General features: G+C 62.6%; 16 protein-coding genes. 11 read left to right on the top strand and 5 right to left on the bottom strand.

The window, feature by feature from the left end:
* Window positions 1–97 precede the first annotated feature (97 nt).
* Window positions 98–937: an RHS repeat-associated core domain-containing protein gene (locus HU772_RS23095; RefSeq protein WP_437182411.1), complete on the top strand. Its 840-nt coding sequence runs from the start codon at window positions 98–100 to the stop codon at window positions 935–937.
* 102 nt (window positions 938–1039) lie between these two features.
* Here HU772_RS23095 and ntrC read toward each other — a convergent pair whose 3' ends face one another.
* The 3 genes from ntrC to glnA all read right to left on the bottom strand — a co-directional run bounded on the left by ntrC (window position 1040) and on the right by glnA (window position 5340).
* Entirely contained in the window at window positions 1040–2476 is a 1437-nt protein-coding gene (gene ntrC, locus HU772_RS23090; RefSeq protein WP_186656538.1) for a nitrogen regulation protein NR(I), read from the bottom strand.
* The gene (gene glnL / locus HU772_RS23085) at window positions 2473–3558 is read right to left on the bottom strand and encodes a nitrogen regulation protein NR(II) (protein WP_186656536.1); all 1086 of its coding nucleotides are present in this window, start codon (window positions 3556–3558) and stop codon (window positions 2473–2475) included. The genes ntrC and glnL overlap by 4 nt, the downstream gene beginning before the upstream one ends.
* 375 nt (window positions 3559–3933) lie before the next feature.
* On the bottom strand, window positions 3934–5340 hold the full coding sequence (gene glnA, locus HU772_RS23080) for a type I glutamate--ammonia ligase (protein WP_008095432.1): 1407 nt from the start codon (window positions 5338–5340) through the stop codon (window positions 3934–3936).
* 488 nt (window positions 5341–5828) lie between these two features.
* On the opposite strand from glnA, the gene thiI reads away from it, so the two are divergent.
* Entirely contained in the window at window positions 5829–7283 is a 1455-nt protein-coding gene (thiI, locus tag HU772_RS23075) for a tRNA uracil 4-sulfurtransferase ThiI (RefSeq protein ID WP_186656533.1), read from the top strand.
* A 127-nt stretch (window positions 7284–7410) separates the two neighbouring features.
* A complete protein-coding gene (typA, locus tag HU772_RS23070; protein WP_134691390.1) occupies window positions 7411–9231 on the top strand; it encodes a translational GTPase TypA in 1821 nt (606 codons plus the stop codon).
* 177 nt (window positions 9232–9408) lie between these two features.
* Here typA and HU772_RS23065 read toward each other — a convergent pair whose 3' ends face one another.
* Window positions 9409–9813 (bottom strand): YkgJ family cysteine cluster protein, encoded by a 405-nt coding sequence (locus HU772_RS23065; protein ID WP_115273392.1) that lies wholly within the window; start codon window positions 9811–9813, stop codon window positions 9409–9411.
* 185 nt (window positions 9814–9998) lie between these two features.
* On the opposite strand from HU772_RS23065, the gene HU772_RS23060 reads away from it, so the two are divergent.
* The 5 genes from HU772_RS23060 to HU772_RS23040 all read left to right on the top strand — a co-directional run bounded on the left by HU772_RS23060 (window position 9999) and on the right by HU772_RS23040 (window position 15325).
* Window positions 9999–12464 carry a glycogen/starch/alpha-glucan phosphorylase gene (locus HU772_RS23060; RefSeq protein ID WP_186656530.1) on the top strand — a complete coding sequence of 822 codons (2466 nt, stop codon included), beginning with the start codon at window positions 9999–10001 and terminating at the stop codon, window positions 12462–12464.
* Between the two features lie 226 nt (window positions 12465–12690).
* Window positions 12691–13701 carry a class 1 fructose-bisphosphatase gene (locus tag HU772_RS23055; protein ID WP_186656521.1) on the top strand — a complete coding sequence of 337 codons (1011 nt, stop codon included), beginning with the start codon at window positions 12691–12693 and terminating at the stop codon, window positions 13699–13701.
* 3 nt (window positions 13702–13704) lie between these two features.
* A complete protein-coding gene (locus HU772_RS23050; RefSeq protein ID WP_186656519.1) occupies window positions 13705–14301 on the top strand; it encodes a DUF924 family protein in 597 nt (198 codons plus the stop codon).
* Between the two features lie 200 nt (window positions 14302–14501).
* Window positions 14502–14756 (top strand): outer membrane protein assembly factor BamE domain-containing protein, encoded by a 255-nt coding sequence (gene bamE, locus HU772_RS23045; RefSeq protein ID WP_011536093.1) that lies wholly within the window; start codon window positions 14502–14504, stop codon window positions 14754–14756.
* Window positions 14753–15325, top strand: coding sequence for a lipocalin family protein (locus HU772_RS23040; protein WP_186656516.1), 573 nt, complete (start codon window positions 14753–14755; stop codon window positions 15323–15325). Before bamE ends, HU772_RS23040 begins: the two co-directional genes overlap by 4 nt.
* Before the next feature lie 163 nt (window positions 15326–15488).
* Here the strand turns inward: HU772_RS23040 and HU772_RS23035 are convergent, their stop codons facing one another.
* Window positions 15489–16853 carry a formimidoylglutamate deiminase gene (locus HU772_RS23035; RefSeq protein ID WP_186656513.1) on the bottom strand — a complete coding sequence of 455 codons (1365 nt, stop codon included), beginning with the start codon at window positions 16851–16853 and terminating at the stop codon, window positions 15489–15491.
* 144 nt (window positions 16854–16997) lie between these two features.
* Here HU772_RS23035 and hutC point away from each other — a divergent pair, with 144 nt between their 5' ends.
* The 3 genes from hutC to hutU all read left to right on the top strand — a co-directional run bounded on the left by hutC (window position 16998) and on the right by hutU (window position 20174).
* Window positions 16998–17708 (top strand): histidine utilization transcriptional repressor HutC, encoded by a 711-nt coding sequence (hutC, locus tag HU772_RS23030; protein ID WP_186656735.1) that lies wholly within the window; start codon window positions 16998–17000, stop codon window positions 17706–17708.
* Window positions 17705–18277, top strand: coding sequence for a HutD/Ves family protein (locus tag HU772_RS23025; RefSeq protein WP_186656510.1), 573 nt, complete (start codon window positions 17705–17707; stop codon window positions 18275–18277). The genes hutC and HU772_RS23025 overlap by 4 nt, the downstream gene beginning before the upstream one ends.
* Window positions 18278–18500: 223 nt before the next feature.
* Window positions 18501–20174 (top strand): urocanate hydratase, encoded by a 1674-nt coding sequence (gene hutU, locus HU772_RS23020; RefSeq protein ID WP_186656507.1) that lies wholly within the window; start codon window positions 18501–18503, stop codon window positions 20172–20174.
* Window positions 20175–20222: the final 48 nt, after the last annotated feature.

The raw sequence follows: 20222 nt of genomic DNA, 5'->3' as shown, positions 1-20222 counted from the left end.
CCTCTGCCGGACCTGATAATTTTGCCAGTATCGGTCACTGAGTAGCCTCGGTTAGCTTTCGGCTCATGATTCCATGGTCCTGTGGGAGCGACTGCTCATGAGCTTGTACTTGCCGATGCTTGATCACCAGCGATCACCGTTTTGGGGAAGCAATTTCTCCAGAGCGTATACGCCATATGGTGCCACTGCCATTTCAGATGGGCCGATGCTCGGCTTTTGCGGACAACCTAGTGATAAGGTGATCGGCAGTTATCTGCTGGGTAATGGTCACCGTTGCTATTCTCCAAGGTTGTTTCGGTTTCAATCTCCAGATCAACTAAGTCCATTTGGTAAGGGTGGTATAAATGCGTATGCCTATTGTGGTGGCGATCCTGTAAATCGGTGGGATCCTAGTGGTCAATTTATTCAAGCTGGATTAAATATCATGCTGGGCCTGTTCGCTGCTCGCGACGCAGGGAAGACTGTTTACCAGACAAATACCTCGGGGCGCGCAATTATCGCTGAACAGCGCCACTCCACTGAGCGCGATGTTCTGAATAAGGTGAAGCCAACATTGTCAAGGCAGATTGCTGAGACGTCGGCAGTTGTGGTACCTGTGGTTGCAGTTGTTGGAACAGCAGTAAGTTTAGTCACTGGAGGAGCCGCTCCAGCGCTGTTAGGGGTAGTTGGTACGGCTGCTGGAGTTGGGGCGTTGATCTTTTCGAAGAGGGCGAAGCGCCGTGAAAAACAATTGGCAAAAGATAAATACTACTACCTGAATCACAGTACAGGTCAGGAAGCTAATAGGGTTGTCGCTGTATTTAATGATGTTAAGGATAGGATCAATGAAGACATCAGCCGAGGCGTGTGGCCATCCCCCGATAAAATCGACAGCTCGATTGATAAGTCATTCAATGCGGTGTTGGAGGTCGGAGAGGAACTGAGGAATTTAACCTAGTGCGCCTGTTTCATCAGGCATTCCCGAGCGAACTAGTTTATGGGGGCGCCTGAGTCAGGAGGGCCATGTCTGGCCCTCTCTTCACCGAAGTACACTCATTAATCAGTGCTCTTCCCCGTCATCATCATCCCCGCCATCGACCTTCATCCCCAATTCCTTGATCTTGCGCGTCAAGGTATTGCGCCCCCACCCCAGCAGCAGCGCCGCGTCACGCCGACGCCCGGCGGTGTGTTTGAGCGCGGTCTCGATCATGATCCGCTCGAAACTGGGCACGGCGCTGTCGAGCAGGCTCGACTGGCCGCGGGCCAGGGCCTGATCGGCCCACTGGCGCAAGGCCTGTTCCCAGTTGGTCACCGGCGCGGCGTCCTGGGGCAGGTTGAGCAGCTCCGGCGGCAAGTCGCCGACCAGCACTTCGCGGCTGGAGGCCATCACCGTGATCCAGCGGCAGGTGTTCTCCAGCTGGCGCACGTTGCCTGGCCATGGCAGGTTGCGGATGAACGCCTCGGTCTCAGGCTTGAGCAGCTTGGGCTCAACCGCCAGTTCCTGGGCCGCGCGGCCCAGGAAGTGGCGGGCCAGGGCCGGAATGTCCTCGCGCCGATCGGCCAGGCGCGGTATATGGATGCGGATCACGTTGAGGCGGTGGAACAGGTCTTCACGGAACTTGCCGGCCTGCACCAGCGACTCGAGATTCTGGTGCGTGGCGGCGATGATGCGCACATCCACTTTTACCGGCACATGGCCGCCGACCCGGTAGAACTCGCCATCGGCCAGCACCCGCAGCAGGCGGGTCTGGGTGTCGGCGGGCATGTCGCCGATTTCGTCGAGGAACAGCGTGCCGCCGTCGGCCTGCTCGAAACGGCCGCGGCGCAGGTTGGCGGCGCCGGTGAAGGCGCCTTTTTCATGGCCGAACAGTTCGGATTCCATCAGGTCCTTGGGGATCGCCGCCATGTTCAGGGCGATGAATGGCGATGCCGCCCGTGGACTGTGGCGGTGCAAGGCATGGGCCACCAGTTCCTTGCCAGTGCCGGACTCACCATTGATCAGCACGGTGATGTTGGAGTGGCTGAGCCGGCCGATTGCACGGAACACCTCCTGCATCGCCGGCGCCTCGCCGATGATCTCGGGCGTGCGGGCCAGCGCCTGGGGCACTTCGAGGGCCTGCTGTTCCTGGGCATGCTGGTTGGCGCGCTTGACCAGCGACACCGCCTCGTCGACGTCGAACGGCTTGGGCAGGTATTCGAAGGCGCCGCCCTGGTACGAAGCCACGGCGCTGTCCAGGTCGGAGTGGGCGGTCATGATGATCACCGGCAACCCTGGGTGCTGCTCGCGAATCTGTGCCAGCAGGTCGAGGCCGCTGGCCCCGGGCATGCGGATGTCGGAGATGATCACGTCCGGCTGCTGGCGGGCCAGGCGGCCCATCACGCCGTCGGCGCTGTCGAAGCTCTGGGTGGTCATGCCTTCCTGTTGCAGGGCCTTTTCCAGGACCCAGCGGATGGAGCGATCATCATCGACGATCCAGACGGTTTCACTGCGGCTCATGGGGCGATGGCTCCTTGTTCCAGGGGCAGGTAGATGGAGAACGCGGTGTGGCCGGGGTGGCTCTCGCACTCGATCAGGCCCTGGTGCTGGCTGATGATGTTCTGGGTGATGGCCAGGCCCAGCCCGGTACCGTCCGGACGGCCGCTGACCATGGGATAGAAGAGGGTGTCTTGCAGTTCCGCGGGAATGCCGGGGCCGTTGTCGACGATCTCGACCCGGGCCACCAGGCGGTGACGCACGTGGCCGATGGTGAACTGACGCACCGCGCGGCTGCGCAGGGTGATGCGGCCCAGGCGCAATTCGTTCTGGCCTCCAATGGCCTGCATGGCGTTGCGCACGATATTGAGCACTGCCTGGATCATCTGTTCGCGATCCACCAGGACGTCCGGCAGGCTCGGATCATAGTCGCGCACTAGGGTGATGCCGCCCTGGCTTTCGGCTTCGACCAGGCTGCACACGCGTTCCAGCACTTCGTGGATGTTGGTCATGGCCAGCGACGGCAGCTTGTTCGAACCGAGCATGCGATCGACCAGGTTCCGCAGGCGGTCGGCTTCCTCGATGATCACATTGGTGTAGTCGCGCAGGCCGTCTTCGGGCAGCTCGCGGGCCAGCAACTGCGCCGCGCCACGGATGCCGCCGAGGGGATTCTTGATCTCGTGGGCCAGGCCGCGCACCAGCATCTTGGTGGTTTCCTGCTTGCTCAGCTGGGCTTCTTCCTTGGTGATGCGCAGCAGGCGGTCGCGGGGATGCACCTCCAGCAACAGCAAGGTCTGCCCCTGGTGCAGGATTGGTGTCACGGCGTAGTCGACGGTGATGCTCTGGCCGGTCAGCGAGGTCAGCTGGGCTTCACGCTTGGTGAACGGGTGCGCCTGTTCCACCGCCTGGCGTAACGAGTTGAGCGCCTCGGTCGACTCGGTGAACAGCTCGCTGATGAACTGTCCGTGACTGCGCTGTCCGCTGACGGCCAGGAGCATTTCCGCGGCCGGGTTCATGTATTCCAGGCGCAGCTCGGCATTGAGCAGCAGCGTGGCGGTGGTCAGGTTGTCCAGGAGCAGACGGTGCTGTGCATCGCTGATGGTCATAAGGTGTCGTTGACCTCTTTTGGCACATTGGCTGGCGCGGGTGATGCGCTTGGTAGCGTGAAAATGCAAGAAACAAACCAAGGCTCTGAAAAGAAGCGAGAAATCCGGATAAACACCTGTTTTTGCGCACATTCGGAACACAAAGTTCAGGTTAAACGTTTCATCTTGGCTATATTGGGGTGCATGAGGGGGCACGTCCGAAAATAATGCACCAATATAGAGCATAGCCCGGAGAGGAAGGTTTTGATTTTGGGGGGTGGCCAATGGCTTCTTCGCGGGTGAGCGCGATTTGCCCGCAGTGGATTCGACCCGGAAACGAAAACGGCCTCCCGAGGGAGGCCGTCCTGATGTCATCGACGCGGGGCGCCGATCCTATCAGCAGCTGTAGTACAGCTCGTATTCCAGCGGGTGCACGAAGGTGCGGACCTTGATTTCTTCTTCGCTCTTCAGCTCGATGAAGGCATCGATGAAGTCGTCGGAGAACACGCCACCCTTGGTCAGGAACGCACGGCCTTTATCCAGCTCTTCCAGGGCCTCCTTCAGGCTGCCGCAAACCTGTGGGATGTCCTTGGCCTCTTCAGGCGGCAGGTCGTACAGGTTCTTGTCGGCGGCATCGCCTGGGTGGATCTTGTTCTGGATACCGTCCAGGCCGGCCATCAGCAGGGCCGCGAAGGCCAGGTACGGGTTGGCCGATGGGTCCGGGAAGCGTGCTTCGATACGGCGGGCTTTCGGGCTGCCGACGTAAGGAATACGGATCGAGGCGGAACGGTTGCGCGCCGAGTAGGCCAGCATCACCGGGGCTTCGAAACCTGGGACCAGACGCTTGTAGGAGTTGGTCGAAGGGTTGGTGAAGCCGTTCAGGGCCTTGCCGTGCTTGATGATGCCGCCGATGAAGTACAGGGCGGTGTCGGACAGGCCGGCATAGCCTTCACCGGAGAAGGTGTTCTTGCCATCTTTCCAGATCGACATGTGCACGTGCATGCCCGAGCCGTTGTCGCCGTACAGAGGCTTGGGCATGAAGGTGGCGGTACGGCCGTAAGCGTCGGCAACGTTGTGCACGACGTACTTCAGGGCCTGTACTTCGTCAGCTTTCTTGACCAGGGTGTTGAACTTGACGCCGATCTCGTTCTGGCCGGCAGTCGCCACTTCGTGGTGGTGAACTTCGACGGTCTGGCCCATTTCTTCCAGGGCGTTGCACATGGCGGTGCGGATTTCGTGGTCGTGGTCGAACGGCGGAACCGGGAAATAGCCGCCTTTCACGCCCGGACGGTGGCCTTTGTTGCCGCCTTCGACGTCGGCGCCGGTCATCCACGAGCCTTGCTCGGAGAAGATCTTGAACATCGAACCGGAGATGTCCGACTGGAATTTCACTTCGTCGAAGATGAAGAACTCCGGCTCGGGGCCGGCGAACACGGTGTCACCGATGCCGGTGCTCTTCAGGTACTCTTCGGCGCGCTTGGCGATGCCGCGCGGGTCGCGATCGTAGCCCTGCATGCTCGACGGGTCGACGATATCGCAGGTGATGATCAGGGTCGGCTCTTCGGTGAATGGGTCCAGCACAGCGGTGTCGTCGACCGGCATCAGGATCATGTCGGAGGCTTCGATGCCTTTCCAGCCGGCGATGGAGGAACCGTCGAACATCTTGCCGACTTCGAAGAAGTCTTCGTCCAGGCCATCGCGCGCCGGCATGGTCACGTGATGCTGAATGCCCTTGGTGTCCGTGAAACGCAGATCAATCCACTTGACGTCATGATCTTTGATGAGTTGAACCGACTTCGACATGTTGTCCTCCGGATGGTCTAGGGCGCAGTTGGCCGCTGCCCTGGAAAAAGGGTGTCGCTGGGCGCGGATAGTCGGCCAAGCGTACCTGCCTCACAAGGGAGCAAATTGCATGCCAGTGCTCGAAAATGGCGAGCAGGGGATAAAAAGAGGCGTTGGCGGGCATTTGCGTGGTTGCAGAGGGGGTGAGGCGCACCCATAAAAGGCATTTTTTGAGCTGCGCGCACTATTTTGGTGCGAATGTGCGGTCTCATGCTTCTTTCGAGGGCCCTTCGCGGGTAAACCCGCTCCCACAGGATCTTCACTGGCTTCAATGATTGTGCGATCCCTGTGTGTGGGTTTACCCGCGAAAGGGCCGCTACAGGTGCTGCACAAGCCCCCTGCTGAATTCATCACAAAGCTTCTGATCAAAAGTTGGTCAAAACCTGAGCAATTTCCGCTATAATTCGCGCCCCTCATTTTCGGCAGGCCCTGCGCGCGCTGTTAAACCAATGAAACTTATCGTCAAAGTCTTCCCAGAGATCACCATCAAGAGCCGGCCGGTACGCAAGCGCTTCATCCGCCAGCTCGCCAAGAACATCCGCAACGTGCTCAAGGACCTGGATCCCGAGCTCGCGGTTGATGGTGTCTGGGACAACCTCGAGGTGGTCACCCGCATCGAGGACGAGAAGATCCAGCGCGAAATGATCGAGCGCCTGTCCTGCACACCGGGCATCACCCACTTCCTGCAGGTCGAGGAATACCCGCTGGGCGACTTCGACGACATCGTCGCCAAGTGCAAGCACCACTTCGGCCACCTGCTGGCCGGCAAGCATTTCGCCGTGCGCTGCAAGCGCGGCGGCCACCACGACTTCACCTCGATGGACGTCGACCGCTACGTCGGCAGCCAATTGCGCCAGCAATGCGGCGCCGCCGGCATCGAGCTGAAGCAGCCCGAGGTGCTGGTGCGCATCGAGATTCGCGACCAGCGCCTGTACGTGATCCACAACCAGCACAACGGCATCGGCGGCTACCCGCTGGGCGCCCTGGAGCAGACCCTGGTGCTGATGTCCGGTGGCTTCGATTCCACCGTGGCGGCCTACCAGATGATGCGCCGCGGCCTGATGACCCACTTCTGCTTCTTCAACCTCGGTGGCCGAGCCCACGAACTGGGCGTGATGGAAGTGGCCCACTTCCTGTGGAAGAAGTACGGCAGCAGCCAGCGCGTGCTGTTCATCAGCGTGCCGTTCGAGGAAGTGGTCGGCGAAATCCTCAACAAGGTCGACAACAGCTACATGGGCGTCACGCTCAAGCGCATGATGCTGCGCGCGGCCGCCCGCATGGCCGACCGCCTGCAGATCGACGCCCTGGTCACCGGCGAGGCGATCTCCCAGGTGTCCAGCCAGACGTTGCCGAACCTGTCGATCATCGACTCGGCCACCGACAAGTTGGTGCTGCGCCCGCTGCTGGCCAGCCACAAGCAGGACATCATCGACCAGGCTACCGAGATCGGCACCGCCGATTTCGCCAAGCACATGCCCGAGTACTGCGGCGTGATCTCGGTGAACCCGACCACCCATGCCAAGCGTCACCGCATGGAGCACGAAGAGAAGCAGTTCGAGATGGAAGTGCTGGAGCGTGCCCTGGAGCGCGCCAAGTTCATTTCCATCGACCACGTGATCGATGAGCTGGGCAAGGACATCGAAGTCGAGGAAGTGGCCGAGGCGCTGCCCGGCCAGATCGTCATCGACATTCGTCACCCTGATGCCCAGGAAGACGAACCCCTGGCGCTGGAAGGTATCGAAGTCCAGGCCATGCCGTTCTACGCGATCAACAGCAAGTTCAAGCACCTGGACCCCACGCGCCAGTACTTGCTGTATTGCGACAAAGGTGTGATGAGCCGTTTGCACGCACACCACCTGCTCAGTGAGGGACATGCCAATGTGCGTGTTTATCGTCCGACATAAGACACCAGGGCTGTATGGCGGCAGCATCCGCCATCGCCCTCCCGACCATCGGGCCCGCTGAGCCTCAAACCGTACATATTCGCCGCCTACACTGGCGGCAACCGAATCCTCTGCTCGAGATACAGTTGTGATCGAAAATCTGCGTAACATCGCCATCATCGCCCACGTTGACCATGGTAAAACCACCCTGGTCGACAAACTCCTGCGCCAGTCCGGCACCCTGGAGCGTAACGAGCTCAACGACGAGCGCGTCATGGACTCCAACGACCAGGAAAAAGAGCGCGGCATTACCATTCTGGCGAAGAACACCGCCATCAACTGGAACGGCTACCACATCAACATCGTCGACACCCCCGGCCACGCCGACTTCGGTGGCGAGGTTGAGCGTGTGATGTCGATGGTCGACTCCGTGCTGCTGCTGGTCGACGCCCAGGACGGCCCGATGCCGCAAACCCGCTTCGTGACCAAGAAGGCCTTCGAAGCCGGTCTGAAGCCGATCGTCGTTATCAACAAGGTCGACCGTCCGGGCGCGCGTCCTGACTGGGTTCTGGACCAGATCTTCGACCTGTTCGACAACCTCGGCGCCACCGACGAACAGCTGGACTTCAAAGTCGTCTACGCCTCGGCCCTGAACGGCATCGCGGGCCTGGACCACACCGAAATGGGTGAGGACATGACCGCGCTGTACCAGTCGATCATCGACAACGTACCAGCACCTTCCGTTGACCGTGACGGCCCGTTCCAGATGCAGATCTCGGCACTGGACTACAACAGCTTCCTCGGCGTTATCGGCGTTGGTCGTATCGCCCGTGGCCGCGTCAAGCCGAACACCCCGGTTGTCGCCATCGACACCGAAGGCAAGAAGCGCAACGGCCGTATCCTCAAGCTGATGGGCCACCACGGCCTGCACCGCGTCGACGTCGAAGAAGCCCAGGCTGGCGACATCGTCTGCATCAGCGGTTTCGACGAGCTGTTCATCTCCGACACCCTGTGCGCTCCGGATACCGTCGAGGCGATGAAGCCGCTGACCGTTGACGAGCCAACCGTTTCGATGACCTTCCAGGTCAACGACTCGCCGTTCTGCGGTAAAGAAGGCAAGTTCGTCACCAGCCGTAACATCAAGGACCGCCTGGACAAAGAACTGCTGTACAACGTAGCCCTGCGCGTCCAGGAAACCGATTCCCCTGACAAGTTCAAGGTATCGGGCCGTGGTGAGCTGCACCTGTCCGTTCTGATCGAAACCATGCGCCGTGAAGGCTTCGAGATGGCCGTGGGCCGTCCGGAAGTGATCATCCGCGAAGTCGACGGCGTCAAGCAGGAGCCGTTCGAGAACGTCACCATCGACATCCCTGAAGAATCCCAGGGCAAGGTCATGGAAGAGATGGGTCTGCGTAAAGGCGACCTGACCAACATGGTTCCGGATGGCAAGGGCCGTGTTCGTCTGGAATACAACATTCCAGCCCGTGGTCTGATCGGTTTCCGTAACCAGTTCCTGACCCTGACCAACGGTGCAGGCATCCTGACCTCGATCTTCGATCGCTACGACACCATGAAGTCCGGCCAGATGTCCGGCCGCCTGAACGGCGTACTGGTTTCGGTCGAGACCGGCAAGGCGCTGACCTACTCGCTGGAAACCCTGCAGGCTCGCGGCAAGCTGTTCGTCGAGCACGGCCAGGAGATCTACAACGGTCAGATCATCGGCCTGAACAGCCGTGACAACGACCTGGGCGTGAACCCGACCAAAGGCAAGAAGCTCGACAACATGCGTGCTTCGGGCAAGGACGAAGTCATTGCCCTGGTTCCGCCGGTTCGCCACACCCTCGAGCAGGCCCTGGAATTCATCCAGGACGACGAGCTGTGCGAAGTCACGCCGAAGTCGATCCGTCTGCGCAAGAAGATCCTCGACGAAGGCGAGCGTACCCGCGCTGCCAAGAAAGCCAAGAACTGAGTCGTTAGTTCAGGCTGAATGAAAACGCCCCCGGTCGAAAGGCCGGGGGCGTTTTTGTTTGCCTTGAGAATTTGGGGCCGCTTTGCGGCCCTTTCGCGACACAAGGCCGCTCCTACAGGAGCTCGCGCCTCCCTGTAGGCTGCAAAGCAGCCCCAGGATTTCAAAAGCAAAGCAGGATCAGCGGGTAGCCACCTTGGGCTTGTAGGCACAATACCCCGGCCGCGGCCCGACCTTGGGGTGGTTGCGGCAGGTATCCGGGCGCTTGTCGTAGATGGTGCACAGCCGGCTCTTGCGGTCCAGGTACATGCAGTCATCGTTGCTCATCCGGGTCAGGGTGAAGATCCCCGACTTCTGGTTGAAGCGCTCGATGATGCCTTCCTTCTGCAAGCGTTTGGCGACGTTCTTCGGCGGCTCGTCCTTCTCGAACTCGTCTACCACGCCAATGCGGATCAGATCCTTGATCTTCACCTCCACCGGCAGGGTGCAGCAGGTCGAGTGGCAGCCACCGCACATGTGGCTGGCATAGCGCTGCCAAGTCTCCAGGCGGTCGACTTCGGCGGCGGCGATCAGGGTCGTTTTCATGGTTATGGGGGCGTATCACGGTCTTGGGGCGCGCGATCATACCGGAGTTGTTCAATTTGTGAACAACCTTTTGCCCGATTCCCGCGCCGTGCATGAAAACCGCGAACCGTCGCTGTCGCTGTGTGTCAGAGCGTCTAGGCTGAACAATCTTCCCGCGCTTTCGCCCACTTGCCCGAGGATGTCCCATGTCCCAGCAACCCAAAGCCCGTGACGCCAAGGCCCATGAAGACGAGGTGGCGGCTTTTCGCGCCGCGGTACTGGCCAAGCTGACCTACGCGGTCGGCAAGGACCCGGAGCACGCCTTCGATCACGATTGGTTCGAGGCCATCGCCCTGGCGGCCCGCGACCACATGGTCGACCACTGGATGGACCACACCCGCCGGGCCTACCGGCGCAGCCAGAAGCGGGTCTATTACCTCTCCCTCGAGTTCCTCATCGGCCGGCTGCTGTACGACAGCCTGAGCAACCTCGGCTACCTGGAGATCGCCCGCGAAGCCCTGCAGGGGCTGGACGTGGATCTGGAGCGTATCCGCCTGCTGGAGCCCGACGCGGCATTGGGCAACGGCGGCCTTGGACGCCTGGCGGCGTGTTTCATGGAGAGCATGTCGACCCTGGGCATCGCCGCCCACGGCTATGGCATCCGCTATGAGCATGGCCTGTTCCGCCAGGCCGTGGTCGATGGCTGGCAGCAGGAGCAGACCGAGAACTGGCTGGATTTCGGCAACCCCTGGGAGTTCGAGCGCGCCGAGGTAATCTATCCGATCAGCTTTGGCGGCAGCGTCGAAACGGTGCACGACAGCCATGGCGCCCCGCGCCAGGTGTGGTGGCCGGGGGAAACGGTGCGCGCGGTGGCCTACGACACGCCGGTGGTCGGCTGGCGCGGCGCCAGTGTCAACACCCTGCGCTTGTGGCGGGCGCGGGCCCTGGAGGAGCTGCACCTGGAGCGTTTCAATGCCGGCGATCACCTTGGCGCCGTGGCCGAGGTGGCGCGGGCCGAGAGTATCTCGCGGGTACTGTACCCAGCCGACAGCACCGAAGCCGGCCAGGAGTTGCGCCTGCGCCAGGAGTATTTCTTTGTTTCCGCCTCGTTGCAGGACCTGCTGCGCCGTCACCTGAACATGCACAAGGACCTGCTCAACCTGCCGGACGCCGCGGCGATCCAGCTCAACGACACCCACCCGTCGATTGCCGTGGCCGAGCTGATGCGGCTGCTGGTCGACCAGCATGAGGTGCCGTGGGACAAGGCCTGGGAGCTTACCGTCGGCACCCTGGCCTACACCAACCACACCCTGCTGCCCGAGGCCCTGGAAACCTGGCCGGTGGCGCTGATGGAGCGCATGTTGCCGCGGCACATGCAGATTATCTACCTGATCAATGCCTACCATATCGACGCCTTGCGGGCGAAAGGCCTGCACGACTTCGACGTGCTGCGCGCGGTGTCGCTGATCGAAGAAGACAATGGCCGGCGGGTGCGCATGGGCAATCTGGCGTTTCTCGGTTCGCACAGCGTCAACGGCGTGTCGGCGCTGCACAGCAAGCTGATGAAGAGCACGGTGTTCGCCGAGCTGCACAAGCTCTACCCGCAACGGATCAACAACAAGACCAACGGCATCACCTTCCGCCGCTGGTTGTACCAGGCCAACCCGCAGCTCACGGCGATGCTGATCGAGGCGTTGGGCCCGGAGGTGCTGGACGACCCGGAAGGCAAGCTCAAGGGGCTGGCGCCTTTCGCCGACAAGGTCACCTTCCGCAAACAGTTCGCCGCCCAGCGCCTGCACAGCAAGCGCGCCCTGGCCAGCATCATCCAGGACCGGCTGGGGGTGACGGTCAATCCAGAAGCGCTGTTCGACGTCCAGGTCAAGCGCATCCACGAGTACAAGCGCCAGTTGCTCAACCTGCTGCACACGGTGGCGTTGTACCAGGCCATGCGCAACGACCCGGGCACCGACTGGGTGCCGCGGGTGAAGATCTTCGCCGGCAAGGCTGCCGCCAGCTACCACCAGGCCAAGCTGATCATCAAGCTGGCCAACGATATCGCCCGGGTGGTCAACAACGACCCGACCGTGCGCGGGCTGCTCAAGGTGGTGTTCCTGCCCAACTACAACGTCAGCCTGGCCGAGAGCATCATCCCGGCGGCCGACCTGTCCGAGCAGATCTCCACCGCCGGCTACGAAGCCTCCGGCACCAGCAACATGAAGTTCGGCCTCAACGGCGCGCTGACCATCGGCACCCTGGATGGCGCCAATGTCGAGATGTGCGAACAGGTGGGCGCCGAGAACATGTTCATCTTCGGCCTGACCGCCCAGCAGGTGGAGGCGCGTGGGCGTTCCGGCGATTTTGGCGCGGCGGCGGCGGTTGCTACCTCGCATCGGTTGGGCGACGTGCTGCAGGCGATCCGCAGCGGAGTGTTCTCGCCGGACGACCCGGCGCGTTATGCCGGGCTGGTGGATGGGCTGATCGCCTATGACCGCTTCCTGGTGTGCGCTGACTTCGATGCCTATTGGGATGCCCAGCGGCGGGTCGAGGAGCTGTGGCACGCGCCACAGGACTGGTGGCGCATGGCGGTGCTCAACACAGCGCGGATGGGCTGGTTTTCGTCGGACCGGACCATCCGCGAGTATGCGACCGAGATCTGGAAGGCTTTGGATTGACGTGAGGTCATTCGCGGGCAAGCCCGCTCCCACAGGATCGCCACACGCTTCTGTGGGCGCGGGCTTGCCCGCGAATGGAGCCGCGCCCGACCATCGGCCTGGCGCGGGCTGAACTACCGACCCAATGTATCGTCTGACAGCCCAGGCGAGTCTCTTTGCTCGCTAGCCTGCCACTCTCCCTGTAAACTGCGGGGGTTTTCTACCCCTTTCCCTTTCGGAGCCACACATGTCCCGCGTTACCCTGAGTCGCTATCTGATTGAGCAGACCCGCAGCAACAATACCCCTGCCGATCTGCGCTTCCTGATCGAAGTGGTGGCGCGCGCGTGCAAGGAAATCAGCCACCACGTGTCCAAGGGCGCCCTCGGCGGCGTGCTGGGCAGCATGGGCACCGAAAACGTGCAGGGCGAAGTGCAGAAGAAGCTCGACGTGATCTCCAACGACATCCTGCTGGAGGCCAACGAGTGGGGTGGCCACCTGGCCGGCATGGCGTCCGAGGAAATGGACAATGCCTACCAGATCCCGGGCAAGTATCCGAAAGGCGCCTACCTGCTGGTCTTCGACCCGCTGGACGGCTCGTCGAACATCGACGTCAACGTGTCGGTCGGCACCATCTTCTCGGTCCTGCGTTGCCCCAACGAGTACCTGAGCCAGAACGAGACCCTGAACGAAAACGCCTTCCTGCAGCCGGGCACCCAGCAGGTCGCCGCCGGTTACGCCATCTACGGCCCGCAGACCATGCTGATCCTGACCCTGGGCAATGGCGTCAAGGGCTTCACCCTGGACCGCGAGCTGGGCAGCTTCGTCCTCACCCACGAAAACATCCGTGTGCCGGAAAGCACCGCCGAATTCGCCATCAACATGTCCAACCAACGCCACTGGGAAGCCCCGGTGCAGCGTTACGTGGGCGAGTTGCTGGCTGGCGAGACCGGCCCGCTGAAAAAGAACTACAACATGCGCTGGATCGCTTCGATGGTCGCCGATGTGCACCGCATCCTGACCCGTGGCGGCCTGTTCATGTATCCGCGCGACGCCCGTGAGCCGAGCAAGCCGGGCAAGCTGCGCCTGATGTACGAAGCCAACCCGATGTCGTTCATCATCGAGCAGGCCGGTGGCGCCTCCACCAACGGTTACGAGCGCATCCTCGACATCAAGCCAGAGAGCCTGCACCAGCGTGTGTCGGTGATCCTCGGCTCGAAGGAAGAGGTCGAGCGCGTCACCGCCTACCACAAGGAATAACCCATGCTTGCACCTTGGCAGCCGTTGCTGGAATGGTGGTTCGGTTGGGGCAGCAGTGCCCAGGCCGTGGCTGACGAGAAAAACACGCTGTGGTTCGGCAAGCACCATGATGCCGAGGCCCATGCCCTGTTCGGCGACCTGGTCGAGCAGGCCCTGGCGGGCGGTCTCGATGAGTGGCAGCAGAGCCCGCAGGGCTGGCTGGGCCTGTTGATCCTGCTGGACCAGCTACCACGGATGATCCACCGCGACACGCCACGAGCCTTCGACGGTGACCGGCGGGCGCAGGTGGTGGCCATGCAGGGGCTGCAGAAGGGCTGGGACTATCAGCTGCTGCCGATCCAGCGCGTGTTCGTGCTGCTGGTGCTGGAGCATGCCGAGGTGCTGGACTGGCAGAACCTGTGTGTCGAGCGGTATCAGATCCTGCTGGACGAACAGCCGGAAGCCAATCGTCGGCTGTTCGAAGGCTTCCTCGACTACGCCGAGCAGCACCAGCGGGTGATTGCCCGATTTGGCCGCTTCCCGCACCGCAACCTGGTGCTGAACCGCCCGAGCACCAGCGAAGAGATGGACTTCCTGCTGGAGCCCGGCTCGCGGTTCTGACGCAGTACCTGCCTTGCAGGAGCGCCCGCTCCTGCACGGCCTGCCTGGCGCGCAAGGCGCCTCACATGATTGCGTGGCAGGCCACCCGACCAATGGCGTACAGGCAAAGCACCTGTGCCAGGGAACCGAAACGACATTTTTCCTTCTAAGCTCCCTGCAGGCCCTCGCGCCTGTGTATCCACCTCCAGGAGTGTCCCCTCATGTCGTTGCGTTCCCTCGCCCTGTTGTCCTTGTGCGTCGTCCTGACCGCCTGCAGCAAGATCAACCAGGAAAACTATTCCAAGCTCAAGGCCGGCATGAACAAGGCCGAGGTCGAGCAACTGCTCGGCACGCCGAAGGAGTGCTCTGGCGCCCTGGGCATGAGCAGCTGCACCTGGGGTGACGAGAAGAGCTTCATCAGCGTGCAATATGCCGCGGACAAGGTCCTGATGTATTCCGGGCAGGGCCTCAAATGAGGCGTCTGCACCTGCTGCTGGGCGTGTGCCTGGTGATGCTGCTCGGTGGCTGCGCCACCTCGGCCACCGACCCGCTGGCGCCGAAGACCGCAGGTGCGGTCGACCTCAAGCGTTACCAGGGCAAATGGTTCGAGCTGGCACGCCTGCCGATGAAGTACCAGGACGGCTGCGCCCAGTCCGAGGCCCATTACAACCTCAAGCCTGATGGCACGGTCGGCGTGCTCAACCGTTGCCGCACCCTGGGCGATGAGTGGCTGCGCGCCGAAGGCCATGCCTCGCTGCAGGAACCAGGGCACACCGACAAGCTGTGGGTGGAGTTCGACAACTGGTTTACTCGCCTGGTGCCGGGCGTGGCCAGGGGTGACTACTGGATCCTGTTCGTCGACGAGCGCTACCGTACGGCGATCGTTGGCAGCCCGGATCGCAAGTACCTGTGGATTCTTTCGCGTACGCCTTCTTTGCCGGCGTGGGAGCGGGAGAACCTGCTGGCCAAGGCGCGGCAGCAGGGCTATGACACCAATCGGCTGATTTGGCGGACGCCTGACAGAAACATTGTCGCCCGGCATTGAGCCGCAGGCTGACGCGGTCCCCTGTAGGAGCGGCCTTGCGTCGCGAAAGGGGTGCGAAGCGCCCCCAGGATTTCAGCATTAATGCACATATCGCCGGGGCCGCTATGCGGCCCTTTCCGACCGGTCCGACGCCTCGGCAAGGCCGCTCCTACAGGGACCACGTTCAGGCTAGAAGTTGGCGCAGGACCGCCACAAACGCCACCGCACTTTCCTCTTCCTGATCATGCCGCCCCTGGCGCACCACCCACTGTCCGTTGACCATCACATCGCGCACCTGGCGGTCGCCGCCAGCGAACAGCCAACGGTTGAGGATGGCATCGCCGTCGGCCACGGCCAGGTACGGATCCTGCCCATCGAGCACCAGCCAGTCCGCGCGCTTGCCCACGGCGAGCTCGCCGACCGGCTGCCCCAGCGCCTGGGCGCCGCCCATTAGCGCGGCATCGTAGAGCGTGCGGCCAACCATCGGCTGGTCACCGCGATACAGCCGGTTGCGCCGCTGGTCGCGCAGGCGCTGTCCATACTCCAGCCAGCGCAGTTCCTCAACCACGCTGAGCGATACATGGCTGTCCGAGCCGATGCCCATGCGCCCGCCCTGGGCCAGGTAGTCCACTGCCGGGAAGATCCCGTCGCCCAGGTTCGCCTCGGTGGTCAGGCACAATCCGGCCACCGCGCCGCTGCGAGCCATGGCGCTGACTTCGTCGGCTTCGGCGTGGGTGGCGTGGACCAGGCACCAGCGCTTATCCACATCGACATGCTCGTACAGCCACTGCAGCGGCCGGCGGTCGCTCCAGGCCAGGCAGTCATCGACTTCCTTTTGCTGTTCGGCGATATGGATATGGATCGGGCACGCCTTGTCGCTGGCACTGAGCACCTCGGCAATCTGCGTGGGGGTGACGGCGCGCAACGAGTGGAAGCACAACCCCAGTTGCTGCGCCGGCTGTTGTGCCAGCAGCGGGGCAAGCTGCTGCTGCAGGCGCAGGTACTGTTCGGTTGAATTGATGAAGCGGCGTTGCCCGTCGTTGGGGGCTTGCCCGCCAAAGCCCGAGTGGCTGTAGAGCACCGGCAGCAAGGTCAGGCCGATGCCGCTGGCACTGGCGGCGACGCTGATGCGCCGGGACAGTTCGGCAGGGTCGGTGTAGGCCTGGCCGCCTTGGTCATGGTGTACATAGTGGAATTCCGCCACCGAGGTGTAGCCGGCCTTGAGCATCTCGATGTACAGCTGGCGGGCGATGACCTGCAGTTGCTCCGGGGTGATGCGCCCGACCAGGCGATACATCAGTTCGCGCCAGGTCCAGAAGCTGTCGTTGGGGTTGCCGGCCACTTCCGCCAGCCCGGCCATGGCCCGCTGGAATGCGTGCGAGTGCAGGTTGGGCATGCCCGGCAGCAACGGCCCGGCCAGGCGCTCGGCGCCCGCGGCGCCGGCATTGGCCATGATCGCGGCCAGCCGGCCATCGGCGCCGACCTCCAGACGGACATTGCGGGCCCAGCCGCTGGGCAGCAGGGCGCGTTCGGCGAAATAGGCGGACATCGGTGAAATCCTGTTATTGTTAACTTGTATATACATATACAGCCGTTTGCCTGCCGGGTAAACTCCGGCAAGCTACCGTTCACGCCAACCGAACAAGGATTCAACGCCGTGCCGACACCTCCTGTCTCCGCGCTGGTTGCCCAGATGGGCGAAGGGCCGGCGCCGCTCTACGCCCGGGTGAAACAGATGATCATCCAGCAGATCGAGAGCGGCAGCTGGCCGCCTCATCACCGGGTGCCCTCGGAGAGCGAGCTGGTCAGCGAGCTGGGCTTCAGCCGCATGACCATCAACCGCGCGCTGCGCGAGCTGACCGCCGAAGGCCTGCTGGTGCGCATGCAAGGCGTCGGCACCTTCGTCGCCGAGCCCAAGAGCCGCTCGGCGCTGTTCGAGGTCAACAATATCGCCGACGAGATCGCCGGCCGTGGCCACCAGCATAGCTGCCAGGTGATCACCCTGGCCGAGGAGGCCGCCGGCTCCGAGCGCGCCCTGGCCCTGGACATGCGCGAAGGCCAGCGGGTGTTCCATTCGCTGATCGTGCATTACGAAAACGGCGTGCCGGTGCAGATCGAAGACCGTTACGTCAATGCTGCTATCGCGCCTGACTACCTCAAGCAGGACTTCACTCGGCAGACGCCGTATGCCTACCTGTCGCAAGTGGCGCCGCTCACCGAGGGCGAGCACGTGGTCGAGGCGATTCTCGCCGAGCCTGAAGAATGCCAGTTGTTGCAGATCGAGCGGGGCGAGCCGTGCCTGCTGATCCGCCGCCGCACCTGGTCGGGCCGCCAGCCGGTGACCGCCGCGCGGTTGATCCACCCCGGTTCCCGTCATCGCCTGGAAGGACGATTCAGCAAATGAGCCATCTGCAGTTGTTGCGCGCCTGTGATTACCCGCGCATGCCTTGGAAGAACGGTGGTGGCTTCACCGAAGAGATCACCCGTGACGCCGGCGACAGCCTGGACGGTTTCGGTTGGCGGCTGTCGATCGCCGATATCGAGGAGTCTGGTGGGTTTTCCACGTTCACTGGCTACCAGCGGATCATTACCGTGTTGCAGGGCGATGGCATGCGCCTGTTGGTCGATGGCCAGGCCAGTCGGCCGCTGCTGCCATTCGATGCATTTGCCTTCAGCGGCGAGAGCCAGGTCAGTTGCAAGCTGCTGGGCGGGGCGATCCGCGATTTCAACCTGATCTATGCGCCGCAGCGGTATCAGGCGCGCTTGCAATGGTTCGATGGCAGCAGTCGGGTGTTCAGCTCGGCGTCGACGCTGTTGCTGTTCGCCGCCGGTAATCATGTCGAGGTGGGGGTGGTCGGGGAGGGCGCGCAGCAGCTTGGGCGGTATGACTGTCTGCGGATCGATGGCGGCGAGGGGTTGCTGGAGCTGGATGTGCAGGGGCGGTTCTGCCTGATAGAGCTCATTACACGTTGAGATAGCCGGGGCTGCTGCGCAGCCCTTTCGCGACACAAGGCCGCTCCTACATTGTCCGCGTTTGCCCTGGCTGACGCGGTTCCCTGTAGGAGCGGCTTTGCGTTTTCGTCCGAGGAGTGGTCGGTCTTTTTTGGTTGCCTATGCTTGTACATACAAGTAAAGATGTGTTTGTATAGTCGCCACGACACACACATGCCGTCGGACGACCGCAGAGGACATCCCCGTGACTGACAACAACAAATACCGTGACGTAGAAATCCGTGCCCCGCGCGGCAACAAGCTGACCGCCAAGAGCTGGCTGACCGAAGCACCGCTGCGCATGCTGATGAACAACCTCGACCCGCAGGTCGCCGAGAACCCGAAAGAGCTGGTGGTGTACGGCGGCATCGGCCGCGCCGCGCGCAACTGGGAATGCTACGACAAGATCGTCGAGACCCTGACCCGCCTGGAAGACGACGAAACCCTGCTGGTGCAGTCGGGCAAGCCGGTCGGCGTGTTCAAGACCCACAGCAACGCCCCGCGCGTGCTGATCGCCAACTCCAACCTGGTGCCGCACTGGGCCAACTGGGAACACTTCAACGAACTGGATGCCAAGGGCCTGGCCATGTACGGCCAGATGACCGCCGGCAGCTGGATCTACATCGGCAGCCAGGGCATCGTCCAGGGCACCTACGAAACCTTCGTCGAGGCCGGCCGCCAGCACTACAACGGCAGCCTCAAGGGCAAGTGGGTGCTGACCGCAGGCCTGGGCGGCATGGGCGGCGCCCAGCCACTGGCCGCGACCCTGGCCGGGGCCTGCTCGCTGAACATCGAGTGCCAGCAGAGCCGCATCGATTTCCGCCTGGAAACCCGTTACGTCGATGAACAGGCCTCTGACCTGGACGACGCCCTAGCGCGCATCGCCAAATACACCGCCGAAGGCAAGGCCATCTCCATCGCCCTGCACGGCAACGCCGCCGAAATCCTGCCGGAGCTGGTCAAGCGTGGCGTACGCCCGGACATGGTCACCGACCAGACCAGCGCCCACGACCCGCTCAACGGCTACCTGCCGGCCGGCTGGACCTGGGAACAGTACCGCGATCGCGCGCAGACCGACCCGGCTGCCGTGGTCAAGGCCGCCAAGCAATCGATGGCCGTGCACGTCAAGGCCATGCTCGACTTCCAGAAGCAAGGCATCCCGACCTTCGACTACGGCAACAACATCCGCCAGATGGCCAAGGAAGAGGGCGTGGCCAACGCCTTCGACTTCCCAGGCTTCGTGCCGGCGTACATTCGCCCGCTGTTCTGCCGCGGCGTCGGTCCGTTCCGCTGGGCCGCGCTGTCGGGTGATGCCGAAGATATCTACAAGACCGACGCCAAGGTCAAGGAACTGATCCCGGACGACGCCCACCTGCACCGCTGGCTGGACATGGCCCGCGAGCGCATCAGCTTCCAGGGCCTGCCGGCGCGTATCTGCTGGGTTGGCCTGGGCTTGCGCGCCAAGCTCGGTCTGGCCTTCAACGAAATGGTCCGCAGCGGCGAGCTGTCGGCGCCAGTCGTCATCGGCCGTGACCACCTGGACTCGGGGTCTGTATCCAGCCCCAACCGCGAGACCGAAGCCATGCGCGACGGCTCCGACGCAGTCTCCGACTGGCCGCTGCTCAACGCCCTGCTCAACACCGCAGGCGGCGCCACCTGGGTTTCGCTGCACCACGGCGGTGGCGTGGGCATGGGCTTCTCCCAGCACTCGGGCATGGTCATTGTCTGCGACGGTACCGATGAAGCCGCCGAGCGCATCGCCCGCGTGCTGACCAACGACCCGGGCACCGGCGTCATGCGCCACGCCGATGCCGGTTACCAGATCGCCATTGACTGCGCCAAGGAGCAGGGCCTGGACCTGCCGATGATCACCGGCTGATCGCCGCGCTTTGGATCGCACCCTTCAGGGGTGATACTGAACAACAAG

Source organism: Pseudomonas xantholysinigenes (assembly GCF_014268885.2).
Classification (GTDB): domain Bacteria; phylum Pseudomonadota; class Gammaproteobacteria; order Pseudomonadales; family Pseudomonadaceae; genus Aquipseudomonas; species Aquipseudomonas xantholysinigenes.
Note: the sequence above shows the minus strand (reverse complement) of the source record. Positions and strands in the feature narration are given on the sequence as shown.

Bases quoted from the DNA above. Each gene is read 5' to 3' on its own strand.
- HU772_RS23095 (WP_437182411.1), top strand. From the start codon at position 98: ATGAGCTTGTACTTGCCGATGCTTGATCACCAGCGATCACCGTTTTGG.
- ntrC (WP_186656538.1), bottom strand. From the start codon at position 2,476: ATGAGCCGCAGTGAAACCGTCTGGATCGTCGATGATGATCGCTCCATC.
- glnL (WP_186656536.1), bottom strand. From the start codon at position 3,558: ATGACCATCAGCGATGCACAGCACCGTCTGCTCCTGGACAACCTGACC.
- glnA (WP_008095432.1), bottom strand. From the start codon at position 5,340: ATGTCGAAGTCGGTTCAACTCATCAAAGATCATGACGTCAAGTGGATT.
- thiI (WP_186656533.1), top strand. From the start codon at position 5,829: ATGAAACTTATCGTCAAAGTCTTCCCAGAGATCACCATCAAGAGCCGG.
- HU772_RS23065 (WP_115273392.1), bottom strand. From the start codon at position 9,813: ATGAAAACGACCCTGATCGCCGCCGCCGAAGTCGACCGCCTGGAGACT.
- HU772_RS23060 (WP_186656530.1), top strand. From the start codon at position 9,999: ATGTCCCAGCAACCCAAAGCCCGTGACGCCAAGGCCCATGAAGACGAG.
- HU772_RS23055 (WP_186656521.1), top strand. From the start codon at position 12,691: ATGTCCCGCGTTACCCTGAGTCGCTATCTGATTGAGCAGACCCGCAGC.
- HU772_RS23050 (WP_186656519.1), top strand. From the start codon at position 13,705: ATGCTTGCACCTTGGCAGCCGTTGCTGGAATGGTGGTTCGGTTGGGGC.
- bamE (WP_011536093.1), top strand. From the start codon at position 14,502: ATGTCGTTGCGTTCCCTCGCCCTGTTGTCCTTGTGCGTCGTCCTGACC.
- HU772_RS23040 (WP_186656516.1), top strand. From the start codon at position 14,753: ATGAGGCGTCTGCACCTGCTGCTGGGCGTGTGCCTGGTGATGCTGCTC.
- HU772_RS23035 (WP_186656513.1), bottom strand. From the start codon at position 16,853: ATGTCCGCCTATTTCGCCGAACGCGCCCTGCTGCCCAGCGGCTGGGCC.
- hutC (WP_186656735.1), top strand. From the start codon at position 16,998: ATGGGCGAAGGGCCGGCGCCGCTCTACGCCCGGGTGAAACAGATGATC.
- HU772_RS23025 (WP_186656510.1), top strand. From the start codon at position 17,705: ATGAGCCATCTGCAGTTGTTGCGCGCCTGTGATTACCCGCGCATGCCT.